Genomic DNA, 18,028 nt, shown 5'->3' on the forward strand with positions numbered 1-18,028 from the left:
TCGCCATGAAAACCCTGGACCGCAAACTGCTGCGCGACTTGCGCCTGATGTGGAGCCAGGCTCTCACCATCGCCTTGGTGGTGGCGAGTGGGGTAGGGGGCTTTATTACCAGTTTCAGCGCGTTTGACTCACTGTCGTGGTCGCGCGATGTGTATTACGCGGAGTCGCGGTTTGCAGATGTGTTCAGCAGCCTCAAAAGTGCGCCCTTGGCATTGCAGCGCCAGCTCGAAGCCATCGACGGTGCGGCCCATGTACAGACCGGGCTGGCGCAGGTGGTGCCCATCACCATTCCGGGGGTGTCGGACCCGATTGCCGGGCAGATCATCGGGCTGGATCCGGCCGAGCCCCAGCGCTTGAACCTGGTGAGCCTGCGCAGCGGGCGCATGGTGGCCAGCCACGGTAGTGGTGCCATGGATGCCTTGGTGTCTGAGGCCTTTGCAGTGGCTCACCAGCTCAAGACCGGGGATGAAGTGACGGCATTGATCAACGGCAAGCGCGAGCGGCTGCGGCTGGTCGGCATAGGCCTGTCGCCGGAGTACATTTTTGCCGGCCTCGGTGGCTCGCCGGACCAGCGGGGCTTCGGCATTTTTTGGATAGACCGCAAAGCGCTGGCCATGGCCTACAACATGGAAGGTGCCTTTAACCAGGTGACGGTGCGGCTAGGGCCGGGCGCCAGTGAGGGGGCAGTCATTGACCAGTTGGACCGGCTGCTTGCCCCCTATGGCGGCATCAACGCGCATGGGCGGGACCAGCAGATGTCGGATGTGATTCTGAATTCCGAGATCAAGCAGCAGCGGGTGATGGGCACGGTGTTGCCCAGCATCTTTCTGGCGGTCGCTGCGTTTTTGCTCAATGTGGTGGTGGGCCGGCAGATTGCCAGCCAGCGCGAACAGGTGGCCGCGCTGAAAGCCTTGGGCTACGGCAACCTCGCTATCGGCGGGCACTACCTCAAGCTGGTGCTGGTGATTGTGGTGCTGGGTCTGCTCTTGGGGCTGGCACTCGGTGCTGCTTTGGGGCAGGGTTTTGTGGGCTTGTATGCCAAGACCTTCCGCTTCCCGACGCTGCATTACCGCTTGGCACCTGCGCTTATTCTGGTGGCTGTCGGGGTGGCATTGGCAGCCGCAGTGCTGGCCACGCTGGGTGCCATCCGCGCCACGGTGCTGCTGGCACCTGCAGAGGCTATGCGCTCTCCATCGCCCGGCCGCTACCAGCCCATGCTGCTGGAGCGCTGGGGCATGAAGGCCTGGTTTTCACCGCCGCTGCGCATGATCTTGCGCACCATGGAGCGCCACCGGCTGCGCACGCTGCTCACTACGGTGGGGGTGGCGATGGCCATGGCCACCGTCATCACCGGCGCCTTCATGCGGGATGCGGTGGCGGTGTTGATGGACACCCAGTTCGGTCAAGTGTTACGCGGGGATGTGTCCATCAATCTGCTGGAAGCCACGCCCGCGCGTGCGCTGCAAGCCACAGCCCATTTGCCTTTTGTGACGGCGGTGGAGGGCGGACGCAATGTGGCAGTGCGCTTGGTGAATGGCAACCGGCATCACCGTGGCGCCATTCAGGGCAAGCCGGAGGTGCCGGACTTGTTTCGCATCGTCAACCTCGACAAGCAAGCCTTGAACGCACCCAGGAAAGGCCTGCTGCTGACCGACCGCCTGGCCACCAAGCTAGGCGTCAAGCCGGGCGACATGCTCCGCGTGGAACTGCAAGAAGGTCGCCGTGAAGTGGTGCATTTGCCGGTGACCGGCACGGTCCACGAACTGCTGGGCATGAACGCCTACATGGAGCGCACGTCGCTGAACTCGGTGCTGCGTGAGGGGGACCTCGTCAACCAAATCATGGTGTCCGTGGAGCGTGGCCATGAACCCGAGCTGCTCAACCGTTTGAAAGAGTTGCCTAAGGTGGGCGTGGCCATCAGCAAGCGGGTGATGGCCCGCAATATCAATGACGTGACGGCGCGCAACATTCTGGTTTTCAGCCTGGTGCTCACGGTGTTCGCGACCATCATCGCGGTCGGTGTGGTCTACAACAACGCGCGCATTGCCTTGGCAGAGCGTGCCTGGGAGCTGGCCAGTTTGCGGGTGCTGGGCTTCACCCGCACCGAGGTGTCTGCCATTTTGCTGGGCGAACTGGGCATTGAAATCGTCTTGGCGCTGCCTCTGGGCATGGGGCTGGGCTACCTGCTGGCACTGGGCATTGTCACCATGATCCGCAGCGATGAGTTTTCGTTTCCCTTCGCCATTCAGCCCGCTACCTATGCTTTTGCAGTGGTGTGCGTAGTGGTGGCAGGTGTCATCAGTGCGCTGATTGTGCGCAGGCGGATCGACCAGCTGGACCTGGTCAGTGTCCTCAAAACCCGCGAATAGCGCGGCCAACCCAACTACCCACCATCATGAAAAAAAGCTTCTTTGGGGCGCCGTCATCGCCCTGTTTCTGGCCGGTCTGGTCTGGGCTTTTTGGCCCAGCGCGATGGAGGTGGAGGTGGCGCAGGTGATGCAAGGCCGGTTCGAACGCGCAGTGCAGGAGGACGGCAAGACCCGGGTGCGCGCGCGCTATGTGGTGTCCACCACCGTGGCAGGCCGCCTGGCGCGCATTCTGCTGGCGCAGGGCGATCGCGTGCAGGCGGGGGACGTTGTGGCCGTGGTGTCGCCCTCAGCACCCGCCTTGCTGGACGCACGCAGCCAAGCGGAGCAAGCCGCCCGTGTGGGTGGCGCGCAGGCGGCCTTGGCGCAAGCCCAAGCGCAGGTGGCTGCCGCTGCGGCTGCCCTCAACCAGGGCAGGCAGGACGTGCTGCGCAACAACGCGCTGGTGCGGCAAGGCTTTGTGTCTGCCGCGCAAGGTGAAAGCATTCGTTTGGCCGAACAACTGCGGGGGAGCGAACTGGCGGCTGCGCAGCAGGCGGAGCAAGCTGCGCGATTTAACCTGGAGCAGGCCCGTGCGCCTTTGCAGGCGTACGGCTTGGCGGGTGCGAGGTCAGGTGGCAAGGGCGAGGTGACGGTCCGTTCGCCGGTAGCAGGCAGTGTGCTCAAAGTGCTGCTGCAAAGTGAAGGCGTGGTGCAGGCGGGCGCGGGCCTGGTCGAAATTGGTGACCCGGGCCGTTTGGAGGTGGTGGTGGACATCCTGACCGAAGAGGCTGCCCAAGTGCAGCCAGGCACCCCCGTGCAGTTGTTGAACTGGGGCGGCCCCGGCGTGCTGCAGGGCAAGGTGCGCTACGTGGAGCCGGCGGCATTCACCAAAGTGTCTGCACTGGGGGTCGAAGAACAGCGGGTGAATGTGATTACAGACATCACCAGCCCGCCAGAGGTCTGGAAAGGCTTAGGCGACGGATTCAAGGTGGATGTGCGTTTGCTCGTGCAAGTGGAGGAGGGCGCGGTCATGGTGCCGGTGAGTGCCTTGTTTCCGGTGGGGGCACGCTCCGGGGTGTTTGTGTTGGACGCAGGCCATGTGCGTTTGCAGGAGGTCACCGTCAAAGCGCGCAACGGTATTCAGGCTTGGGTGCCCGAAGGGCTGGCGGTCAACGCCCGGGTGGTGGTCTACCCCGACATCAAGTTGTTGGACGGTGCCAAAGTCAAAGTGCGATAGGCAGCAAACTGTGTCTGCTAGAGCACGGACGTACGGGTTGGCGGCGCGCAGCATGGTGTTTTTTGGGAGCATGCTGTGAGCACATATCTGATTTCGGTGATCGTGGGCAGCCTTCGCCACGAATCCATGAACCGCAAACTGGCCCACGCTCTGGCGGCACTGGCGCCTGCGGATTTCACCTTCGAGCAGGTGCCGCTTGACGACCTGCCGCTCTACGATCAGGACGACGACTCTTACCAGACCGAGTCGGTACTGCGCCTCAAGTCGGAAATCGCCCGGGCGCAAGGCCTGCTGTTTGTGACGCCGGAGTACAACCGTTCCATTCCCGGGGTACTCAAAAATGCCATTGACCATGCCTCGCGCCCCTACGGCCAGAGCACATGGGCGGGCAAGCCAGCCGCAGTGATCGGTCTGTCACCCGGCGCAGCGGGCACGGCGATGGCGCAGCAACACCTGCGCAATGTGCTGGCCTACTTGGATGTGCCCACCATGGGGCAGCCGGAGGCGTTTATTCAGGCCAAAGACGACCTGTTCAATTCCACCGGTGGTCTCGGCGAGGGCAGCAAGAAGTTTTTGCAAGCTTGGATGGATGCGTATGTGGCATGGGTCCGTAAACACGCGGGCTGAGCCTGCCCGGGGCCAATCGCTTGATGAGGTCGGTCTTAGGGCTCCGTAGTCAGGAGAAGAGGTGCTATTCATTTAATAGCTGCTCGCGCATATTCCATGGGCGCTGGGTGCCGATTCGGTACACAAAGTTGAAGTGACGGGTAAGGTTTGCGGCGCAATACCGGTTTGCAAATCGGGCTCCCACCCAAAGTGGTGGAAAATAGAGGGTTTTCAGCCGTTGACAAACTCACGGCAGAAGCTCCTTGCCGGCTCTCCAATCCCTTTTTGCTCTTCCCAGCTTGTCCATGTCAGACGTAAATTCTTCCAAGATCTCTGTCGAGAAAATCGGCGGCACCTCGATGACCGCTTTTGGTGATGTGCTGCGCCACATCGTTCTGCATGACCCGAAACGCATTTACGGCCGCATTTACGTGGTGTCTGCCTACTCCGGCGTGACCAACCAGTTGCTGGAGCACAAAAAGACGGGTGAACGCGGTATTTACGCCCTGTTTGCGGAGGGAAAGGGCTACCAGGACGCCCTGACCGGCTTGGCCGCCAGCCTGAAAAAGCTGAACGCCGGCTATGCCGACATCGGTTTGCCACTGGCCGTGGCCGACGCCTTTATTGATCAGCGCATCGCCCAAGCCCGCGAATATCTGGGTGCCATGCACCACGTATTGGCCAGCGGCTACCTGAGCCGCAAGGATGTGCTCTTGGCAGCCCGCGAGGTGCTTGCCTCCATCGGAGAGTCGCACAGCGCGTTCAACTCGGTGGAAATCCTCAAGGCCAACGGTGTAAATGCGGTCCTGATGGACCTGGCCGGCTTCGATGACAACGAAGCCTGGAGCATCGACGAGCGTATTGCCAACAGCTTCAAGGATCTGGACCTGGCCAACAGCGTGATCGTGGCCACCGGCTACACCAAGGGGACTGAAGGCATCATGCGCGAGTTCGACCGCGGCTACTCCGAAGTCACCTTCAGCAAGATCGCTGTCGAAGTGCGCCCTGCCGAGGCCGTGATTCACAAAGAATTCCACCTGTCATCTGCCGACCCCAACCTCGTGGGCCTGGAAAATGCCATCGTGGTGGGCGCTACCAACTACGACGTGGCCGATCAGTTGGCCGACGTGGGCATGGAAGCTATCCACCCCAAGGCGGCCAAGCCCATGGAGTTGGCGGGCATCCCCATCCGCCTGAAGAATACGTTTGAGCCGGACCACCCCGGCACCCTGATCACTAAGGACTTCGTGGGCGAGCGCGCCCGCGTGGAAATTGTGACCGGTACCGACAAGGTCACCCTGATTGAGATCCACGACCCCAGCATGGTGGGCACCGTGGGCTTTGACGCCAGCTTGATGCAAGTGTTCTGCAAGCACGACATCAGCTACATCCTGAAGGCCACCAATGCCAACTCGATTGCCCACTTGGTGTGGGACAACCAGGTGACAGACGCACTCGTGGCCGAACTGGAAGAGCTGTACCAGGTGGTTACCGTCAAGCCCAGCGCCATTGTGTGCACCATCGGCTCCAATATCGGCATTCCCGGTGTCCTAGCCAAGGCCGCTCAGGCATTGGCGGACGCGCAAGTCAACGTGAACTGCGTGTCGCAAACCCTGCGCCAGGTGAACATGCAGTTCGTGATTGAGCGCGGCGACTACAAAACCGCGGTCAAGGCACTCAACATGGCCTTGTGTGTGAACTCGGGTACACCGGTTCCACGCGTCTGAAGTTGGGCTGAAGCGCTACTGTTTCAGTAGCTGGCCGCGCAGATCCCACGGGCGCTGCGCGGCTTTTTGTATGCCTGAATGAGCCTCACACCCGCTGCTTGTCGAGCTTGCGGCTCAGGGTTCGGCGGTGCATTCCCAGTCGGCGGGCTGCTTCAGAAATATTGAAGTCACTTTCGGCAAGCACCTGGTGAATGCGTTCCCATTCCAGCGTTTTGATGGAACTGGAGCGGTTGGTCAGCGCTACCTCGGTGTTTCCTTCTTCCTGGCCGAATGCGGCTTCGATGTCATCGGTGTTGGAGGGCTTGGCCAGGTAATGGCTGGCGCCCAGCTTGATTGCTTCCACCGCGGTGGCAATGCTCGCAAAGCCGGTGAGCACTACGATGCGCATATCCGCACTATGGGCGTGCAGTGCCCGCACGCACGCCAGGCCGCTGGCTTCACCCTTGAGCTTGAGGTCGACCACTGCATAGGCGGGCGTATGGCCGGGCAAAAGGGCTTCCACGCCGGCCAGTCCATCGGCATGCAGCACACGGTAGCCCCGTCGCTCGAAGGAGCGGGTGAGGGTGCGGGCAAACGCTTCGTCGTCTTCCACGATGAGCAAGAGGCGTTCAGTGTCCATGGGTGTTGTTCTTTTCAGGTTCCGGCAGGGAAATATCGGGCAGGGACAAGGTAATGGTGACTCTGGCACCGCCTTCCACCCTATTTTCGGCGCTCAGGCTTCCCCCCAGTGTGCGCGCGACATTCATGGACAAGAAAAGCCCCAGCCCGCCGCCCGGACGTCCCTTGGTGGATTGGTAGGGCACCCCTATGTGGCTCAGCACCTCCGGCGTAAAGCCCGGACCGCGGTCTGTCACGACGATGCGCAGTGCATCCCCATCCCGGCTGGCTTCCAGGCTGACCCAATGCGGTGAGGCATCCCGCGCGTTGTCCAGCACGTTAAACACCATTTGTTCCAAGGTGGTGTCGGCCACCATCGCAGTGTTTTCGTCGACCTGGTTGTCATACAGGAAGGTGTCCACCGATCGTGTGCTCCGCCATTCCTGGACCAAGGTGTCCAGGAACGCACGCACGGTGGTCTGGCTGGAGTGTTCGCCGCGTGCCTCGCCGGCCGACAGCAGAATGCCGCTCACGATGCTTTTGCAGCGTTGGACCTGGGCCTCCATTTCCGCGATATCTTCTTTGAGTGACGGGTCACGCACCAAGGCAGGCATGTGTTTCCAGTCGCCCAGAATGACTGCCAGGGTGGCTAGTGGGGTGCCCAGTTCATGCGCAGCGCCTGAAGCCAGCAAGCCCATGCGCACGATGTGTTCTTCTTCTGCCGCGCGCTGGCGCACCGCGGCCAAGCGCGCATCGCGACGGCGCAGGTTGTGGTTGATGCGGGTGATGAAAATCACCACCAGAATGGCATTGAGCAGAAAGCACACCAGCAGACCCATGACGTAGGGGCTGGCCAGGCCCTCATGCAGGTTGGGGGCAAGTGGCAGAGGAATGCTGAAATTGGCCAGCAAGGCCACGCAGGCCGAGGTCACGACCACGATGGAGCCTATGTACCCGCCGCGCAGCAGCATGGCTCCGACGGCGATCTGCAACAGGTACAAAAACACAAAGGGGTTGCTGATGCCCCCGCTCAGGTAAAGCTGGGCGGTCAGGGCGGCCACGTCCACGAGCAGGCCGATAAACAACTCGACCTCATGCACGGGCTTGCGGGCGCGCCAGCGCAACAAGCAGGCCAGATTGAACAGCACCATGCCGCCTACGATGGCCAGCATGGGCTGCAAGGGCAGGTGCATGCTCAGGCTGTAGTGCGTGGCTTCAATGGTGAGCAGCTGTCCGACCACTGCAATCCAGCGCAGCTGGATAAGCTGGTGCAGGTTTTTCAGCCCCGCTGAGGCGTCCGCCAGCCGTGCCTTGGCAGGCTGGGGACCGGGAGGGGCTTTAAGGCTGGTGTCCATGGGGGGGGGTATTGTTGCTTGCCGCGCGCAGACGGCGCTCGTAGCGTGCCACAAACACCCCGGACCCTACGACCATCATTGCCAAACCGAACCAGGTCAATGCATAGACCAAGTGGCTATTGCTGAACTTCACGATAGTCAGGCCCTCACGCGGCCATGGGCCGGTGCTGACGGAGACGGCTTCCGGGTTCGCATGCAATGTGGCATCCGGCAGGCCGGCATCGATAAAAAAGGGTGCGGTCGCAGGCAGTTGCCGGGCGGCCGCAATAGCGGCCACATCGCGGGAATACCATTTTTGACCCTGCGGATCGTTATGACGCAAAAAGCCTCCTTCAGGCTCTGTTTTGCGCAGCAGGCCTCGGACCTGCGCTAATTCGTCCGCGGTATTGCTTGCCTCTGGCGCCTCCAGCCACTGGCTGCGTAGCTTGGCCGGAATGAACCCGCGGTTGACCAGTACCACTGTTCCATCTTTTTGCTGCAGAGGGGTGATGACCCAGAAGCCTTGCCCCAGGGCGGTAGTGGCTTGTGTCAGCACTGTTTTGCTCTGGAGCCAGCGGCCTTGCACCTGCACGTGCCGGTATTCGAAGTCCGCAGGCTGGAGGCCCGGCCATTCCGCTCCTGCAGGCAAATCTGCTGGCGGGGCTTTCAAGCGCTCCGTGACCCGTTCAATCAAATCCAGCTTCCAGGCACGGCGTTGCATTTGCCAGACCCCGAGCCCCATAAAGCCCGCAAAGAGGGCCATGCCCACCAGGGTGAGCACCGCCAATTGCCACTTTCTGTGGGGGCGCTCAGGCGCAGAGTCGTGGTCTGTCACGGTGCTGCCCTGGGGAATCAGGGAGCGGCTTTGGTCGCAGCTTCGGGCTGGGCGCTGTGCTCTATGGCGGCGGGCATGTCCGTGTGGGTGGGCATCATGTTGGCATTCATGTGGAACATGACCCACAAAGTGCCGGTGATCGCAATGGCCACAAACACCACGGTGAAGATGGTGGACAGCAGCGTCCAGCCGCCTTCAATCTTGCCGTTCATGTGCAGGAAGTACACCATGTGTACCAGGATCTGGACGACCGCAAAGCCACCCAGCACCAGCACGGCGGTGGGGCGATCCGTAATCACTTTGGCCATGACCAGCCAGAAGGGGATGGCGGTCAGGATGATCGACAGCACAAAACCGGTCATGTAGCCCGAGAAGGTGCTGTGGGGTTCATTGGCAGCGTGGTGCCCGTCGTCCCCGTGGGCGTCGCCGTGATTGTCCGAAGCGTGTGAGTTATGTGCGCTCATTTACAGCACTCCCATCAGGTACACAAAGGTGAAAACGCCGATCCAGATTACGTCCAGAAAGTGCCAGAACATGGACAGGCACATCAGGCGACGGTTGTTGGCCGGGGTCAGGCCGTGCTGCTTGATCTGCAGCATCAGTACTACCAGCCAGATCAGGCCGAAGGTGACGTGCAAGCCGTGGGTACCGACCAGCGTGAAAAACGCCGAGAGGAACGCACTGCGCTGGGGTCCGGCACCTTCCTGGATCAGGTGGTGGAACTCGTACAGCTCCAGGCCCAGAAAGCACAGTCCGAGCAAACCCGTCACCGCCAGCCAGATCAATGTTCCCTTCACATCGCCCAGTTGCTTGCGCAGCATGGCAAAGCCGAAGGTAATGGAGGAAAACAGCAGGAAGCCGGTGTTGATGGCCACCAGTGTCAGGTCGAACAGTTCCGCGCCGTTGGGGCCGGCGGCGTAGCTGCGGCCCAGCACGCCGTAAGTTGCAAACAGGGCTGCAAAGATGAGACAGTCGCTCATCAGGTAGAGCCAGAAGCCCAGCAGGGTGCCGTTCTCTGGATGTGGCTCATGGGCGAGGTGGTACTCGCGGGAGCTGAGCGCGCCGGCTGCGGCGCCGTGGGAGGTACGGATATCAGACATGGCGGGCCAATTGAAGTGTGCGGGCTTCTTCGGTGGCAGTCACTTGGGCTGCGGGAATGTAGAAGTCACGGTGGTAATTGAAGGTGTGAACGATGGCTGCAATCAGGAGGGCGGCAAACGACACGCCGGCCAGCAGCCACATGTGCCAGATCAGCGCGAAACCGAATACCAGAGACAAGCCGGAAATCACCACACCGGCTGCCGTGTTGGAAGGCATATGGATGGATTCAAAGCCAGTCAAAGGGCGTTGGTAGGAATGCTTCTTCATGTCCCACCAGGCGTCAATTTCGTGAACCACGGGCGTAAAGGCAAAGTTGTAGTCCGGCGGAGGGGACGAAGTCGCCCATTCCAGCGTGCGGCCACCCCATGGGTCGCCGGTCCAGTCGCGCAGTTCTTCGCGTTTGAGGTAGCTCACCAGCAACTGGATCAGGAAGCAGCCGATACCGGCGGCGATCAGGGCAGCGCCGATTGCTGCGATGACAAACCAGATTTGCAGGGATTGATCTTCAAAGTGGTTGGCGCGGCGGGTCACGCCCATCAAGCCCAGGATGTAGAGCGGTGTGAACGCTACCCAGAAGCCCACCACCCACAGCCAGAAGGAGCGCACGCCCCAGGTTCGATCCAGCTTGTAGCCGAAGGCCTTGGGAAACCAGTAGTTGATACCGGCAAACATGGCAAACACCACGCCGCCGATGATCACGTTGTGGAAGTGGGCGATCAGGAACAGGCTGTTGTGCAGCACAAAGTCAGCCGGAGGCACTGCCAGCAAAACGCCGGTCATGCCGCCGATGGCGAAGGTGATCATGAAGGCCACGGTCCACATCATGGGCAGCTCAAAGCGGATGCGGCCCTTGTACATGGTGAACAGCCAGTTGAAGATCTTCGCTCCTGTGGGGATGGAGATGATCATGGTGGTGATACCAAAGAAGGTATTCACACTGGCGCCTGATCCCATGGTGAAGAAGTGGTGCAACCACACCAGGTACGACAAGATGGTGATACAGACGGTGGCATACACCATGGAGGTGTAGCCGAACAGGCGCTTACGGCTGAAGGTGGCCACGATCTCAGAAAACACGCCGAAGGCCGGCAGGATCAGGATGTACACCTCAGGGTGGCCCCAGATCCAGATCAGGTTCACGTAGAGCATGGGGTTGCCGCCGAGCTCGTTGGTGAAGAAGTTGGTGCCGACGTAGCGGTCGAGGGACATCAAAACCAGAGCAGCCGTGAGTACCGGGAAAGAGGCCACGATCAGCGCGTTGGTGCACAAGGCGGTCCAGGTGAACACCGGCATTTTCATCAGGCTCATGCCGGGCGCACGCATCTTGATGATGGTGACGATCAGGTTAATGCCCGAGAGCGTGGTACCTACCCCGGCGATCTGCAAGGCCCAGATGTAGTAATCCAGCCCGGTGCTGGGGCTCTGTGCGCCGAGATTGGACAGAGCCAACCAGCCGGAGGTGGAGAACTCGCCCAGGAACAAAGAAAACATCACCAGTACACCACCGGCGGTGGTCATCCAGAAGCTGAAGTTGTTCAGGAACGGGAAGGACACGTCGCGTGCACCGATCTGCAGCGGAACCAGATAGTTCATCAGGCCCGTGACCAAAGGCATGGCCACGAAGAAGATCATGATCACCCCGTGCGCGGTAAACACCTGGTCGTAGTGGTGGGGTGGCAGGTAGCCCATGTTGTCGCCGAAGGCCATGGCTTGCTGCAGGCGCATCATCACGGCGTCGGCAAAGCCACGCAGCAACATGACCAAGCCCAGCACCATGTACATGATGCCGATCTTCTTGTGGTCGATGCTGCACACCCAGTCGCGCCAGAACGGGCCCCAGAGGCGGAACTTGGTCATGGCTGCCAGGACGGCAAGACCACCCAGGGACACCATGATGAATGTCCAGAGGATGATGGGCTCGTGCGCCATGGGCACAACATCCCAGCTCAGCCGGCCTAGGGCCCAGTGGGTATCAGTGAGAGTTTGGGAGGACATAGATAGTCTCTTTGGCAAAGCGCCGGCTGCCACGATAGGCAGCCGGTGCGGAAAATCATTGTTGGACGACGGCGCGGTTAGCGTTGCGGGTTTCCAGGGCAGCGATGACCTGGTCGGCGTTTTGCACGGTGCAAACGTCTTGCGGCATGCTCAAACCCATGGCTTTCACGTAAGCGTTACCGCCCCGTGCATCAATGGCCATCATGTGGTGCATACACATCTTTCCGTCTTCCACGCAGCGGTTAAGCACCTTGTCGTACAGACCGGCTTCCACGGTGCTGAAGCGTTGCACCGGATCACGCTCACTGGGTTTCACCAGGTTTGTGTAAGTGGCTTTGTCCAGCGTCTTGCCTTCGGTCTTGGCCTTGTTGACCCAGGCAGCGAAGTCTTCGTTGCTCAGTCCGTGGAACTTGAAGGTCATGCCGGAGAAGCCTGCGCCGCTGTAGTGGGAGGACATGCCCTTGAACACACCCGGGCGGTTGATCACGGCGTTCAGCTCGGTTTGCATGCCAGGCATCGCGTAAATCATGCCGGCGAGGTCCGGCACATAAAACGCGTTCATGGTCGATGTTGCGGTCAGCTTGAACAAAATGGGGCGGTCCACCGGTGCTGCCAGTTCATTCACCGTGGCAATACCTTGCTCGGGGTAAAAGAACAGCCATTTCCAGTCCATCGCCACCACTTGCACTTCCATGGGCTTGGCGTCAGCGGGCAATGGGCGCTGTGCATCAATGCGGTCCAAGGGGCGGTAAGGGTCGAGTTTGTGGGTGCCGATCCAGGTCAGGGCGCCCAGGGCAATGATGATGAGGAGCGGGACTGTCCAGATCACCAGTTCCAGGGAGGTCGAGTGGTGCCATTCAGGGTCGTATTCGGCTTCCGTATTGCTCTGGCGGTATTTCCAGGCAAAAAACAGTGTCAATGCAATCACGGGGACGATGATGATCAGCATCAACAAGGTCGCGGTGATCACCATTTGACCTTGCTGCGCAGCGATATCGCCTGCAGGATTGAGTACAACAGCCTTGCTGCAGCCGGTAAGTCCGGCCGCCATGGCCATGGCGGCGAGCCAGCTGAGCTTGCGGAAAGCCTTGAGTTTGAACATGCTTGCTGCGCCCTTGGACAGAGCGCCTTGGTTGGGTACAAAGGAATGGGCTTCCGACTGTAATTTCGCTAGCAAATTTGTCCATTGGACATTTTGTCCAAGATCAAAGTGTTTGACGGGGTGCTGGCAATCAGGGTTTTCCTGACCCTTAACTTGGCGGGAAAGGACGGAAACCCGCATCGCTTGGGTGTACAACGGTGGCGTGTCTGTTGTTTGAGAAATCTGCCTTTATGTACCAACCAGCTTCTGCGGCCCTTGCCGGGTCAGGTTACGAGAGTTCTGTGTCCCTGGCTGGTGCCCACACCGATGAAGATGTGACGCCGGGCGAAATCGCCGTCGGGGTCATCATTGGTCGCTCGTCAGAATATTTCGACTTTTTCGTGTTCGGAATCGCGTGTGTTCTGGTGTTTCCGGGCCTGCTTTTTCCCTTTTTGTCGCGTTTGGACGGTACGTTGATGGCTTTTGCCATCTTTTCGCTGGCGTTTGTAGCCCGCCCGGTCGGAACCGCCATTTCCATGGCCGTCCAAAGGCGCTGGGGTCGTGGCACCAAACTTACCTTGGCGCTTTTCATGTTAGGAGCCAGTACTGCCGGCATGGCCTTCCTGCCCAGCTATGCGGCGGCGGGAACGACCGCCATCGTGGCGATGATCATTCTGCGCATCGGCCAGGGCTTGGGCCTGGGCGGTTCCTGGGATGGATTGCCATCTCTGCTCGCCATGAGTGCCCCCAAGGACCGCCGTGGTTGGTTTTCCATGGTCGGCCAATTGGGCGCACCCATCGGTTTTGTGTTGGCGGCTGGCCTGTTTGCCTATCTGCACAGCAATCTGACTTCTGCTGAATTTCTGAGTTTCGGCTGGCGTTACCCCTTCTTCGTTGCGTTTGCCATTAATGTGGTGGCCCTGTTTGCCCGGCTGCGTTTGGTGGTCGGCCAGTCCTACGCTGAGCGTTTGCAGGAGTTGGAGCTCCAGCCTGTGAGCGTGACGAAAGTCATGCGGGAAGAGGGCGGCAACGTGCTGTTGGGTGCCTTTGCAGCTTTGGCGAGCTTTGCACTTTTCCACCTGGCCACCGTGTTCCCGCTTTCGTGGATTGCCATGTACTCAGAGCAATCTATTGGGGATGTGCTGGAGGTGCAGATTATTGGTGCCATGCTGGCGGCCATTGCCATCATGTTTTCCGGCTGGTTGGCTGACCGCGTGGGGCGCCGCATTCTGCTTGGCACTATGGCTGTGTTAATCGGTTTGTTTAGCTTCGCGACTCCCTGGTTGCTGGGCGCGGGTACGGTGGGAAATAACATCTTTCTGTTGACCAGTTTTATCCTTCTCGGCCTCTCCTACGGACAGGCATCGGGAACCGTGACTTCCAACTTTTCGCCCCGTTTCCGCTACACGGGTGCGGCCTTGTCCGCTGATCTGGCATGGCTGATGGGTGCGGGCTTTGCCCCTCTGGTCGCGCTTGGCTTGTCAGCGCGTTTCGGTCTGGGTGCCGTTTCACTCTATTTGTTGTCAGGTGCCATTTGCACTTTGGCCGCATTGCGCATCAACCGCTTGATTGAACGCAAAGAGTAAAGAGCAGGGCGAATTGCCCTAGCCCACACGGCCGCCGGCTTCCTGCACTGTCAGGACCCGGCGGTTTTTTTGTTTGGGCAAAGCTAAATTCAATGTGTAAAGGTTTGGCAAAGGTCACTTGCAAGTCTTGATATAGATTGTATTTAGATATATCGTAATACAGTCTAAATTAAAACTGAGAGATTCTTCATGAGATTTCATTTTCAACACCACGCTTTGCATATCCGCTCCTTAGACATGGGTGGAGGCTCAGGGCGTGGGCGGGGCCGTTCAGGCGACGGTGAGCTCGATGGACGTCGTGGCGGTGGGCGCTTGTTCAGTCACGGAGGCCTGAAGTTTGTGCTCCTGCACTTGGTCTGCGAAAAGCCCAGCCACGGTTACGAACTCATCAAGTCCATTGAGGACAAGCTCAGTGGTAGCTACAGCCCCAGTCCCGGTACGGTGTACCCGACTCTGACCATGTTGGAAGAACAGGGCTATCTTGTGGGACAAAGCGCAGACGCGGGTGGACGCAAAAGCTACCGCATCACCGAAGATGGCAAAGCGTATTTGGAAGACAACCGCACACTGGCAGATGCCATGTTGGCCTGATTGAATGGATCTGTGGATGGTGCTGGTGCTAGGGCAGGACGCCCGCCTCAGGTCACCCGGGCCCTTGAGAATCTGAAAATGGCTATCCGTATGCGACTGTCCTCAGAGCCACTCAATGTGGAGCAAGCCAATGCCTTTGCCGCTGTCTTGGATCAAGCAGCACAGCAAGTGGAGAAAATCTGATGAATTCGCAACTTGCGCCCCTCGAGCTACACCTCCCCTCCAATGGCCCTGAATTGCATCCACAGCGGGTTCGGTATCCCCTTCGATTCAGGCTGTTGGACGTTGTCACAGTAGACCGGCTAACTCCTTTCTTGACCCGTGTGACCTTGGGGGGTGCTGATCTCGACGGTTTCATCAGTTCGGGCTTTGATGATCACGTGAAGTTGTTTTTTCCAGACCCGGACACCGGTATTCTTAACCTGCCGGAAGTGGGACCTGAGGGGCCAGTTTGGGGGGAAGGTGCCCGTCCCGTGATGCGGGACTACACCCCTCGGCATTTCGATGCAGAAGGCCGGACGCTGGCAATTGATTTCGCACTTCACACTCCGGGTGGTCCTGCAACTCGGTGGGCCGAGCAAGCCCGGGTCGGCCAAAAAATTGGAGTGGGCGGTCCCAAAGGGTCGTTCATCGTGCCTACAGCTTTTGATTGGCATTTGCTCATCGGTGACGATACGGCACTCCCTGCCATAGCAAGAAGACTGGAAGAGCTGCCCCCGGCTACCAAGGCCCTCGTCTTGCTCGAGGTGGAAGGTCCGGAGGGGCAGATGGAACTGTCGAGTGCGGCGGATCTTAAGGTTCAATGGGTCCATCGTGGCAGCAGCGCCGCAGGCAGCCAACCATTGCTGGCTGCCTTGCGGGAAATGACCTTGCTACCCGGTGTTTTCTACTCTTGGGTGGCATGTGAGTCGGTGCAGGCGAAGGCTCTGCGTGAGTACCTCATGATTGAGTGCCGCGTCAATCCGCGGTGGATCAAGGCCTCAGGCTACTGGCGCAAAGGCAGTGCGGGTGCCCATGATTCGTTTGATCGCTAAGGCCCAGCCCCCCTGAGTCCTGAGTTCACATTGCCCGTTGTGGGGCCCTGTGGTTGAATACAGCCGCCATCAAGAGCGGTGTGACCACAAAGAGGGAGTCAGTGCATGGGCAATTACAAATTCGGCGTCGGCGTCGAGCCACACAAACGGTGGCCTGTTGCTTGGTTCAATCCCTTTGTGTTGCTGCAGTCCGCGAGGGAGCTTTTGTCGTCCTCAGACGTCATCCGGAATGCAGACCCCAGAGACCTCTGGTCCGGTACGTTCAAACCCGTAGACCACGCCCACGAGACGGGGCCCGACGGCAACTTCTGGTTTGACTTCGTGTCGGACACAGGGGATGGCGGCAATGCGACGTTCACGGTGGCGCGAGCTCTGTTGGCGGAAGAGCTTGCGCCACAAGAAACAGGCGCATCCGGGACCGTGGTTTTTCCCAGAGGGAAGATTTTGTACCTCGGTGGTGATCTCTGCTATCCCAGTGCAAATGTTCAGGAGTACCAATACCGGTTCCTTGAAATGTTTGAGGGTGCGCGTAGCGCGCAAGGGGCTGACCCGGATGGTCGCAGCGCATATGCCATCCCGCAGAACCATGATTGGTTTGACAGCATCTCCACGTTCAAGCGCTATTTTGTTCATCGCAACAACGGCGAAGTGTGCGGGCTGAAAACGCCGCAAACACGTTCTTACTTCGCCACCCGTCTGCCACACCGTTGGTGGGTACTGGGGCTGGACTTCGCATTGGCGGGTGACATTGATCGTGGCCAGTACGAGGCATTCAGACGCCTGGCTGGGGATGCCATCGGCGGAGAGGACAACCCCTCCCAACAAATTCAAGCCGGCGATCAACTCGTTCTGATTTATCCCGAACCTTACTGGACCCGTCCGATCGGCGACTCCGCCCTGCAGGGCTACCCCAAACGCTACCAGCGCCTCGAGGCCATGTTGGAGGCCAAAGGAATACACATCCGCATGCGATTGGCCGGTGACGTGCACCATTACAGCCGGGAGTCCAGCGAACCCCTGGATGCGCGTCAGGACGACATGCTCCTGACATGCGGATCGGGTGGTGCCTTTCTTCACCCCACCCATGCGAGGGCGCTGACACAAGCCAAACTCAAGTGCCAAGCGTCAGATCCTGATGCCATCAGCAGTGAGTTGCGTACTGCCACCCATATCGGCACGGTCGGGTCTACGGGCGGTGCCGGCGCGAGCTATGTGCGCCAGTGTGCCTACCCTGATCCGGCAGATTCACGGGCCCTGAGCCGGGGCAATGTGTTGTCTCTGTTCAAGTTCGCATGGAACTCTTTGTCCATTCGGGACGGGAGCTTGATGAGCGGGATCTGGCGCGGGAATGTTCTTTTTTCCCTGCTGCTCGGTGCGATCTACGTAGTGACAGTTTTTGGCGGTCCGTTTACATCGATGGCTTACCTCGCGTTGCTGGGCCTGTGCCTGGGTTTGGCGCGAGAAGAATCAGGCTTGTTCGCAAAATGGGTCTCACCGGTCCTGCACTTTGCTGGACACACTCTCGCACTGTTGGGTATTCATGGGCTCGTTGCCATGGTCCCTGCAACGGTAGGAAGTCCGATGCATGCGATCTTGGCAGGGTTCGTTTACCTGATTGCAGGCAGCATCGGCGGCGGGCTGATTACGGGGGTCTACTTGTGGGTGATGGCGCGTGCGGGATGGATGTGGAACAACGCCTTTTCCCCGCTTGCCTGCGAGGACTACAAGGGATTTCTGCGCTTCCGTATTGATGCTGAAGGCACCTTGACGGGTTACTTTTTCGGGTGCGACAACGTCCCCAAGCAATGGCAACGTAACTCCTCAGATCAGGCCGGCCCCGCCGGTGATGTACGGCCGGCCTGGACTGAGGCTCCGGGTGTCAATAAGGCCACTTGGCGGCTGGTAGATACCTTCTGTTTGGTGCCTCGCTCCTAGTTCCATCATCCCAAGGGATGT

Annotated in this window: 16 protein-coding genes; 9 read left to right on the top strand and 7 right to left on the bottom strand. The window is 59.7% G+C overall.

Annotation, left to right across the window (positions count from 1 at the left end):
• Window positions 1-5: 5 nt before the first annotated feature.
• The 4 genes from ACOAP0_RS18380 to ACOAP0_RS18395 all read left to right on the top strand — a co-directional run bounded on the left by ACOAP0_RS18380 (window position 6) and on the right by ACOAP0_RS18395 (window position 5,918).
• On the top strand, window positions 6-2,369 hold the full coding sequence (locus tag ACOAP0_RS18380; protein WP_498377603.1) for an ABC transporter permease: 2,364 nt from the start codon (window positions 6-8) through the stop codon (window positions 2,367-2,369).
• The gene (locus ACOAP0_RS18385) at window positions 2,347-3,585 is read left to right on the top strand and encodes an efflux RND transporter periplasmic adaptor subunit (RefSeq protein ID WP_498391500.1); all 1,239 of its coding nucleotides are present in this window, start codon (window positions 2,347-2,349) and stop codon (window positions 3,583-3,585) included. The genes ACOAP0_RS18380 and ACOAP0_RS18385 overlap by 23 nt, the downstream gene beginning before the upstream one ends.
• A gap of 75 nt (window positions 3,586-3,660) precedes the next feature.
• Entirely contained in the window at window positions 3,661-4,212 is a 552-nt protein-coding gene (locus ACOAP0_RS18390; protein ID WP_498377605.1) for an NADPH-dependent FMN reductase, read from the top strand.
• A 284-nt stretch (window positions 4,213-4,496) separates the two neighbouring features.
• Window positions 4,497-5,918, top strand: a complete 1,422-nt coding sequence (locus ACOAP0_RS18395) for an aspartate kinase (RefSeq protein ID WP_498377606.1) — start codon at window positions 4,497-4,499, stop codon at window positions 5,916-5,918.
• A gap of 85 nt (window positions 5,919-6,003) precedes the next feature.
• Here ACOAP0_RS18395 and ACOAP0_RS18400 read toward each other — a convergent pair whose 3' ends face one another.
• The 7 genes from ACOAP0_RS18400 to cyoA all read right to left on the bottom strand — a co-directional run bounded on the left by ACOAP0_RS18400 (window position 6,004) and on the right by cyoA (window position 12,882).
• On the bottom strand, window positions 6,004-6,537 hold the full coding sequence (locus ACOAP0_RS18400) for a response regulator transcription factor (RefSeq protein ID WP_481874099.1): 534 nt from the start codon (window positions 6,535-6,537) through the stop codon (window positions 6,004-6,006).
• A complete protein-coding gene (locus ACOAP0_RS18405) occupies window positions 6,527-7,870 on the bottom strand; it encodes an ATP-binding protein (RefSeq protein WP_498377806.1) in 1,344 nt (447 codons plus the stop codon). Before ACOAP0_RS18405 ends, ACOAP0_RS18400 begins: the two co-directional genes overlap by 11 nt.
• Window positions 7,854-8,612, bottom strand: coding sequence for an SURF1 family protein (locus ACOAP0_RS18410; RefSeq protein ID WP_498391521.1), 759 nt, complete (start codon window positions 8,610-8,612; stop codon window positions 7,854-7,856). The genes ACOAP0_RS18405 and ACOAP0_RS18410 overlap by 17 nt, the downstream gene beginning before the upstream one ends.
• Before the next feature lie 89 nt (window positions 8,613-8,701).
• Entirely contained in the window at window positions 8,702-9,148 is a 447-nt protein-coding gene (gene cyoD, locus ACOAP0_RS18415; protein WP_498377607.1) for a cytochrome o ubiquinol oxidase subunit IV, read from the bottom strand.
• Entirely contained in the window at window positions 9,149-9,784 is a 636-nt protein-coding gene (cyoC, locus tag ACOAP0_RS18420; RefSeq protein ID WP_498377608.1) for a cytochrome o ubiquinol oxidase subunit III, read from the bottom strand.
• Window positions 9,777-11,780 carry a cytochrome o ubiquinol oxidase subunit I gene (cyoB, locus tag ACOAP0_RS18425; protein ID WP_481874094.1) on the bottom strand — a complete coding sequence of 668 codons (2,004 nt, stop codon included), beginning with the start codon at window positions 11,778-11,780 and terminating at the stop codon, window positions 9,777-9,779. The genes cyoC and cyoB overlap by 8 nt, the downstream gene beginning before the upstream one ends.
• A gap of 55 nt (window positions 11,781-11,835) precedes the next feature.
• Entirely contained in the window at window positions 11,836-12,882 is a 1,047-nt protein-coding gene (gene cyoA, locus ACOAP0_RS18430) for a ubiquinol oxidase subunit II (protein ID WP_498377609.1), read from the bottom strand.
• Window positions 12,883-13,112: 230 nt separating this feature from the next.
• On the opposite strand from cyoA, the gene ACOAP0_RS18435 reads away from it, so the two are divergent.
• The 5 genes from ACOAP0_RS18435 (at window position 13,113) to ACOAP0_RS18455 (ending at window position 18,007) form a co-directional block, all read left to right on the top strand.
• Window positions 13,113-14,447 carry an MFS transporter gene (locus ACOAP0_RS18435; RefSeq protein ID WP_481874092.1) on the top strand — a complete coding sequence of 445 codons (1,335 nt, stop codon included), beginning with the start codon at window positions 13,113-13,115 and terminating at the stop codon, window positions 14,445-14,447.
• A gap of 189 nt (window positions 14,448-14,636) precedes the next feature.
• Window positions 14,637-15,038: a PadR family transcriptional regulator gene (locus tag ACOAP0_RS18440; protein ID WP_498391501.1), complete on the top strand. Its 402-nt coding sequence runs from the start codon at window positions 14,637-14,639 to the stop codon at window positions 15,036-15,038.
• A gap of 12 nt (window positions 15,039-15,050) precedes the next feature.
• On the top strand, window positions 15,051-15,221 hold the full coding sequence (locus ACOAP0_RS18445) for a hypothetical protein (RefSeq protein ID WP_498391522.1): 171 nt from the start codon (window positions 15,051-15,053) through the stop codon (window positions 15,219-15,221).
• Window positions 15,221-16,072 (top strand): siderophore-interacting protein, encoded by an 852-nt coding sequence (locus tag ACOAP0_RS18450; protein WP_498377611.1) that lies wholly within the window; start codon window positions 15,221-15,223, stop codon window positions 16,070-16,072. The genes ACOAP0_RS18445 and ACOAP0_RS18450 overlap by 1 nt, the downstream gene beginning before the upstream one ends.
• 105 nt (window positions 16,073-16,177) lie before the next feature.
• A complete protein-coding gene (locus tag ACOAP0_RS18455) occupies window positions 16,178-18,007 on the top strand; it encodes a hypothetical protein (RefSeq protein ID WP_498377612.1) in 1,830 nt (609 codons plus the stop codon).
• Window positions 18,008-18,028 lie beyond the last annotated feature (21 nt).

Source organism: Curvibacter sp. Hmag1.1, from assembly GCF_059769165.1.